General features: G+C 69.2%; 4 protein-coding genes and 2 pseudogenes. 2 read left to right on the top strand and 4 right to left on the bottom strand.

Going from position 1 to position 6,396, the window contains the following annotated elements:
- Window positions 1-457: pseudogene (locus FV242_RS32075) on the bottom strand (amidohydrolase); the annotation flags it as partial.
- 616 nt (window positions 458-1,073) lie between these two features.
- On the opposite strand from FV242_RS32075, the pseudogene FV242_RS32085 reads away from it, so the two are divergent.
- Both FV242_RS32085 and FV242_RS35050 read left to right on the top strand, forming a co-directional pair.
- A pseudogene (locus FV242_RS32085) lies at window positions 1,074-1,163 on the top strand (cytochrome b); the annotation flags it as partial.
- A gap of 309 nt (window positions 1,164-1,472) precedes the next feature.
- Complete coding sequence (locus FV242_RS35050; RefSeq protein ID WP_187278656.1) at window positions 1,473-2,357, top strand: phytochelatin synthase family protein; 885 nt, start codon at window positions 1,473-1,475, stop codon at window positions 2,355-2,357.
- 330 nt (window positions 2,358-2,687) lie between these two features.
- On the opposite strand, the gene FV242_RS32095 is transcribed toward FV242_RS35050, so the two are convergent.
- The 3 genes from FV242_RS32095 to FV242_RS32105 all read right to left on the bottom strand — a co-directional run bounded on the left by FV242_RS32095 (window position 2,688) and on the right by FV242_RS32105 (window position 6,278).
- Window positions 2,688-3,992: a glycosyltransferase gene (locus FV242_RS32095; RefSeq protein WP_147941759.1), complete on the bottom strand. Its 1,305-nt coding sequence runs from the start codon at window positions 3,990-3,992 to the stop codon at window positions 2,688-2,690.
- 523 nt (window positions 3,993-4,515) lie between these two features.
- Window positions 4,516-5,544, bottom strand: coding sequence for an alpha/beta fold hydrolase (locus tag FV242_RS32100; RefSeq protein ID WP_147941760.1), 1,029 nt, complete (start codon window positions 5,542-5,544; stop codon window positions 4,516-4,518).
- Window positions 5,541-6,278, bottom strand: coding sequence for a fatty acid desaturase (locus tag FV242_RS32105; RefSeq protein WP_147941761.1), 738 nt, complete (start codon window positions 6,276-6,278; stop codon window positions 5,541-5,543). Before FV242_RS32105 ends, FV242_RS32100 begins: the two co-directional genes overlap by 4 nt.
- Between the last annotated feature and the right edge of the window lie 118 nt (window positions 6,279-6,396).

A 6,396-nucleotide genomic window follows, 5' to 3' on the forward strand; every position in this document is an offset into this window, starting at 1 on the left:
GGTGGACCATGACCGGCCGGGTTGTGGAGACCCGATCGAGATCGTGCCGGGTCAGGCGTGCGCCGCCGAGATGCAGCGGATCGAAGCCCCACCCGTAGAGCAGCTGGTCCGGGTCGGCGATGGACCGGTCCGCGTCCGAAAGCCGGGCGACGACGGCCCCGATATCGCGCAGGCCCGGCACGCGGCGTCCGTCCGGACTGCGGCGGTCGCCGGCCCCGACATAGGTCTGGCGCCAGAGGGTGCCCTCCATGACGTGGGCGTGTCCCTCGACGAAGCCGGGAAGGATGACCTTGTCGGCAAAACGCCGATCGGGAACTGCATCGAGCCCGTCGAACTCGTCTTCCGTCCCGACCATCAGCACGTATCCGTCACGCACGGCGACGTGCGTCGCGTACGGCCGCGATGGGTTCATCGTGATGACCCGCCGGGCCTCGAAGAGGGTGATCTCGCTCGGCATGGCTGTCCTCGGCACGGCGGCCAAGATGTCGGCCGTTCTCCGGGGCCGCTAGCGCCAGACGCCGGGTATGAAGGGGGCCAGGGTGCCGCAATTCGAAGATCGGAATCCCCGCATCGAGCGGCGATGGGGACGCCGCCGTTGAAGTCCTCGCTCATGCCGCGGCGCCCGATTTCTCGGGCTCGTTCGCCTCAAGGGGATCCAGTCCGCCCGGAAGGCTGCGTGACACCCGTCGGGGGGCGGGTGGCTCCGGCCGGCGGGCAGCCCCCCGCGGCCAACGCCGAAGCGACTGTGCGAAGCCTCGCCCGGCGCTTTCGGCTCCCACACGGGGAGGAATAGCGCACCGGCGTGAACACCATCCCGGTCTTTCCGGTGCGCACGCCCGAGGAGGCGGGCAACTGCCGGGACATCGATTTCGATCCGCTCGTCCTGCCAGACGGAATCGGGCCATCCGACGACCCGCTGTTGCGCGCCCGCCCAGCTGCCTATTCCCGATCCTTCACGCGCCGGGCAGGCGAGGCGAAGACCCCGAGTGCTGCAGTTGCAGCGACGGCCCAAGGAGCTGGCCTATGACCGCTCCACCCGCTTCAACCTGCCGGCTCGCCTGCTCCACTGGAGCATGGCGGTCCTGAACCTGGCGATGCTGTTGATCGGCGTAGCGATGGTGACCGCGCTCGCCGACTACCACGTGCTGGCCGCGCTGCACCGCCGCTCGGCTCACCGCGCGATGCCGGAACATCTGACGCGCGCGTCCGGTGCGCGCCGGACGTGTCCTTCGGCACGCAGCCGACGCCCCGGCGGACCGCGTGTTAAAACGGTAACCATCGGCTCCACGTCCGACATGATCGTGTAGCTTCGGCATCCGAGGGTCCTCGCGCCGACATCCTCGGTCCGCCGCATGGGGGCATCCCCCGCCTCACGCACCTCGCCTACGAAGGCTCCCGACTGCCGAGCTTCACCTTCGGACCGGAAGACATCCCGAACCTCGAAGCGGCGGCGGCTGCACCAACAGGATTTCATGCGCGCGATCGTCGAGGCGCGCCGGTCTGCGACATCCGGCGCGGCGCGGATCGGCGCGTTTCAGCCCGTGCGCGGCGCGCGCGTCGTCCTGCGCCTGTTCGCCATCGCCCTGGCCCCAGAGCGGCCGGGCGCAATCTCAAAGGGATCGGGATTCCTCCGCATGGTGGCCGAACAGGTTCGTCGAGACCGGGTCTGGAAGCGCCGTGTGGCCGCATTCCTCGGATCGGCCGTTCTCCTGGCCGGCGCGGCCAGCGTCGGCCCGCGTCTCCTCAGGCCGAACGCCTACGCGTCCGTCACGTCGATCGCGACGCGGCCGGACTTTCATGATCCTGCGCTGCTGGCGCGGGCCTGGGCCTTACCGGTGGCGGCGGCTTACCGGAGACGGCCTTACGAGTACCAGAGCAATCCGAGCTTCTGCGGTCCTGCCACGGTGGCGAACCTGCTCCGCTCCCTCGGCGTCGACTTCTCGCAAGCCGACGTGCTCCGGGGGACGGCGTTCCAGCCCTGGTTCGGCGTGCTCGTGAATGGGCTGACGCTGGACGAGCTGGCCGACCTGATGCGAAGGCGGCTCGACCGCCCGGTCCATGTCGTGCGCGATCTCACGTTGCCGGCGTTCCGCGATCTGATGAAGGGCGGCAACGACCCCGACAAGCGGCTGGTCGTCAACTTCCATCGCGGCCCCTTGTTCGGACGCGGCGCCGGGCATTTCTCGCCGATCCTCGGATATCTGCCGGACGCGGACCTCGTCTTTGTCGGCGATGTCAACGGCGACTACCGGCCGTTCCTGGTCGACAGCGAGCGCCTGTGGCGCGCCGTCGCGACGCGCAACAGCACCTCGGGCAAGACGCGCGGGTTGCTGATCGTCGATACGACCGGGCATTGAGGCAGAGACGCGCCGATCGAGGGCCGGCGTCAAAACCGTCGCTGCGAGCGTGCGGGAGGACGGTCGACGGGGGAATGCCGGCGGATGCCGCGCGATCGCCTCTGGGCGCTTCCGGTCAGCATTCGGGGAAACGGGGCGGCCCGTCGCCAACCCTGCAAGCGCAGCACCACCGGTTTGTGGGGAAGGCCACGCGCCGGGACGCCGGGTCCCGAACGGGCGGCCGTCCCGCCCTGACGGGCTCACGGCCCTTCGATGGCCGCTCCGGCGTCGCCGGCGTGCCTCCGTCAGGGCAGAGACGATGTCTCGTGGTGCCGGGAATCTCGGACCGGATCAGGTCGCCTTGGATTCGGCGACGAGGCGGTCCAGCGTTCCAAGGATCACTGCCGACGTATCGATCGCCGCCATATCCGCCGCGATCGACCGCGCGCGCTCGACGAAGGAGGGCACGGTCAGGACCCGCTCGACCGCCACGCGCAGGTCTCGAGCCTCCGGCCGCTGCGACGGGATCTCGAGGCCTACGCCCGACCACGCCACCCGGGCGCCGACCTCGGCCTTGTCCTCGGTGCGCCCCGCTGCCACGATCGGTACGCCGGCTTGAAGAGCCAGCTGCACAGTCCCGTAACCGCCATTGGTGACCAGCACGTCGACCTTCGGCAGGAGCGCCGCGAAATCGAGGAACTCGGCAAGACGAGCGTTCTTCGGGATCGGTCCGCGCACGTTCCCGATCGGTCGGAGGCCGGTGGTGACGAGCACCAGCAGGTCGTCGCGCGTGCCGAGCGCCGATAGGGTCGGCTCGATCAGCTCGCCGAGATCGGCGTTGGCGACTGTCCCCTGGGTTACGAGCACGACCTGCTTGGACCCGTCGAGTTCGCCCCACCAGTCCGGCAGGGCAGCGTCCCGCTGAGGCGGAGGGGGCAGGGCGCCTACGAACCGGACGTGGTCGGGCAGCCCCCCGAAATCGTACTCGAACGCCGGTACGGTCGTCTGAAAGACGGCGTCGGCCATGAGATGGCGCGAATGCAGCACCGAGCACGGCAACGGCGGCAGGCCCATCTCGGCAAGTTTGGCATCCGCGTAAGCGCGGACCGGCGCACCGAATAGACGTTCGGCTTCGATGGCGATGGCCGCGTATGCCGCGCGCGCCGCCTCGTCGCGTGCCGGCGGCAACCCGATCATGGTCGGAGCTCCATCCGGCCTGTCGGCCACCAGGATCGTGATGCTGCAGGCGACGATCGGTGGCCGGGGTGTCCCCTCGTCCAGGAACAGGGCCGTCGCGCCGAAGAACAGATTGTCCACGACGATGATGTCGGGGCGTTCGGACGCGATGATCCTGCGCAGCGTCTCGGCCTGAGCCCGCATCGGATCGAGGAAGATACGCTCGAAATTGTAGCGGAGCTGCTCCGGGCCCGGGGGTAGATTTGCGCGCTCGGGCAACACGTCCTCGATCCGCGTGAGGTCGATGTCAGCGCCGGCGGCGAGCGGCAGGAAGCGGGCACCGGACTTTTCGACGGACGGGCGGAGGTACCCGGCCGTGGCCACCAGCGCCTCGTCGCCGCGCGCCAAGGCCATGCGCGCGATGGCCAGCAGCGGATTCAGGTGGCCGGCGGCCGGCGTAGCGGCAAAGAGGATTTTCATGGAGGACCTGTGACGGCGACAAAGCAGGTTCTGGTCGGTCGCACGCGCTGCACTGTTCCGTGCTCGGTGGTGAACGACAGTCCCTGCTCCTGACCGGGTGTCTGCGCCTTGCGCATGACCGCAGCGTTTCGCCCGTCGGCGATAAGGTTACAGGCGTAACGTCGGACGGTCGGGCATTCGCCGCTGCCTTGCGTCGGCTATGGCGTTCCTCTGAGCAATCGTCCGCCTTCCAAATCGCACGCAACGCCATGTCCTGATCGCATCATGGCGAGGATGGGCCGTCCGCGTTTCTGCTTCGAAGCGGACAGGCCACTTCCGGCCAGACTACGCGATGCTGGATCGCCACTCGGCGTAACACCGGCCCTTCGGTTTCGCGCCCGATGTCGCCGTCCATTCAAGCCAGGCAGCATCGCGAAGGCGGACGCTGAGACAAACGTCGTGGGTCGGATCACGGGAACGCTGGTTCCCGGCTCGGGACGGACATGGGAACGTGCCGCTTCGCAAGCCTGCGAAGGTCCGGCGCTTATATGTCTTCGGATGATCCGAGGAACGCCCGTACCGTGTCGCGGAGAAAAGCCGCATCGGCCGGGTTGGTGGAGGGATTGCCGGCGCGGTGGCCCCAAATGCTGGGGATCGGCCGCAGGATGGCGTCGCGCAGGGCGGGCAGTTCGGCCGCATTGTCGGCGACGCGGAAGTAGAGGTCGGTCTCCGCGGGCATCAGCAGCAGCCTGGCCGTGATCGCGCCGAGCGCCCGCGTCAGGTCGCCGTCGAAGCGTGGATCGCGGCTGATGTCGCCCGCGTCCCAGGTGCAGAGCTGCGCGTAGAGGTCGGCCGCCGGGCGCCGGGCGAAGCGTTCCTCCCAGTCGGTGCGCAGGAAGGTGTCGAGGTCCGGCGCGCCGAGCGCAGTCCGGTGCAGGTCCGCCCGGTAGAAGTCCTGGCTGAGCGCCCAGCCGGCGTAGATGCGCCCGAAGGCCCGGAGGGACGCGGCGGGCTCGGCCGAGAAGCGGCCCGCGCCGCGATACTCGGGCGCGGCCTCCAGCACCGCCATGAGGCCCTTCAGGAACACGCGGTTATGGGTGGCGGTGCGGGCGCTGCCGCAAATGATCACCGCCCGGGCGACCTGCTCGGGGAACAGGGCCGCCCAATGGTAGGCTTGCTGCGCGCCCATCGACCAGCCGTAGACGGCGTGCAGCCGCGCGATCCCCCAGGTCTCGGCGAGGAGGCGGCGCTGGGCGTGGACGTTTTCCCAGGCGGTGACGAGGCCGGGCCAGTCCGGCGTGTTGGATGGGCTCGATGACAGGCCGTTGCCGAACATGTCCGGGATGACGATGAACCACCGCTCCGGATCGAGCACGCCGTCCGGGCCGATCAGCCATTCGAGGTCGGGATGCTGGGCCGCGTAGCTCGTCGGGTAGAGCACGACGTTGTCGCGCCCGGGGGCGAGGGTTCCGTGCGTCTTCCAGCGCAGCTGCGCCCCCTCCAGCACGCCGCCCGATTGGAGGGGCAGATCGCCGAGGGCGAAGGTTCCGGCGGCGCTGGCCCAGCCGGTCACGGGCGCAACGTCCGGACGAAGCCGACATGCCACTTGGCGTAGCCGCGCTGCAGCACGACGAGCCGCTCGCGCATCGCCGCGTGGGCGTCCGGCAGGCGGTGGAACGGGATCGACGGGTAGAGGTGATGCTCGGTGTGGAACGGCATGTTCCACATGAGCAGACGCATCAGGCCGTTGGTCAAGGTCGTGCGGGTGTTGGTCAGGCCGTTGTTGTCCATGGTGCAGAGCGTGTGCTCGGTGAGCAGGTAGAGCCGCAGGAATGGCTGCCCGAGGAGCTGCGGACCGATCCAGAACACCAGGGGCGCCCACCATCCGACCAGCACCATGGCCAGAACCGAGACGCCGAGCAGGACGGCGCACATCAGCCGGAGCGACCGGATGATGCGCGGCGCGGCGCGCTCCGTGATGAAAGGGTAGGCCGAAAGATCGCCGCGCAGGCCGGCCGCAGCCACTTGGAGGCGGGTGCGCCAGTAGGGCAGCGCCATCACGCGCCAGACATAGGCGTCGAGGGTGGAGGGGGGCAGCAACGCGAGTTCCGGATCGTGCTCGGGGTCCTGGGTATGGCGGTGATGGGCCAAGTGGAAGGCCGTGTAGAAGTGCCAGTTCAGGAGCGACGGGCAGGCCACCAGCCAGCCGACGACGGCGTTGGTCCGGCGCGAGCGGAATGCGGTCAGGTGGATGGTCTCGTGGATCGGCGCGAACAACGCCGATTGCACGATGCCGAGCGGGACTATCGGAAATTCCGTGTGTGAGCGGCGGGTTGAACATCAGGCCGCCATGGCCCGGGTGAAGCGCTCGCCGAAGATGACGGCGAACTGCGCCTTGGCCATGACCCACTCACGCGGGCCCATC

Origin of the sequence: Methylobacterium sp. WL64 (assembly GCF_008039945.1) — a bacterium.
In the GTDB taxonomy this organism is placed as follows: Bacteria; Pseudomonadota; Alphaproteobacteria; order Rhizobiales; family Beijerinckiaceae; genus Methylobacterium.

Coding starts and splice junctions, on each gene's coding strand:
- FV242_RS35050 (WP_187278656.1), top strand. CDS start 1,473: ATGCGCGCGATCGTCGAGGCGCGCCGGTCTGCGACATCCGGCGCGGCG.
- FV242_RS32095 (WP_147941759.1), bottom strand. CDS start 3,992: ATGAAAATCCTCTTTGCCGCTACGCCGGCCGCCGGCCACCTGAATCCG.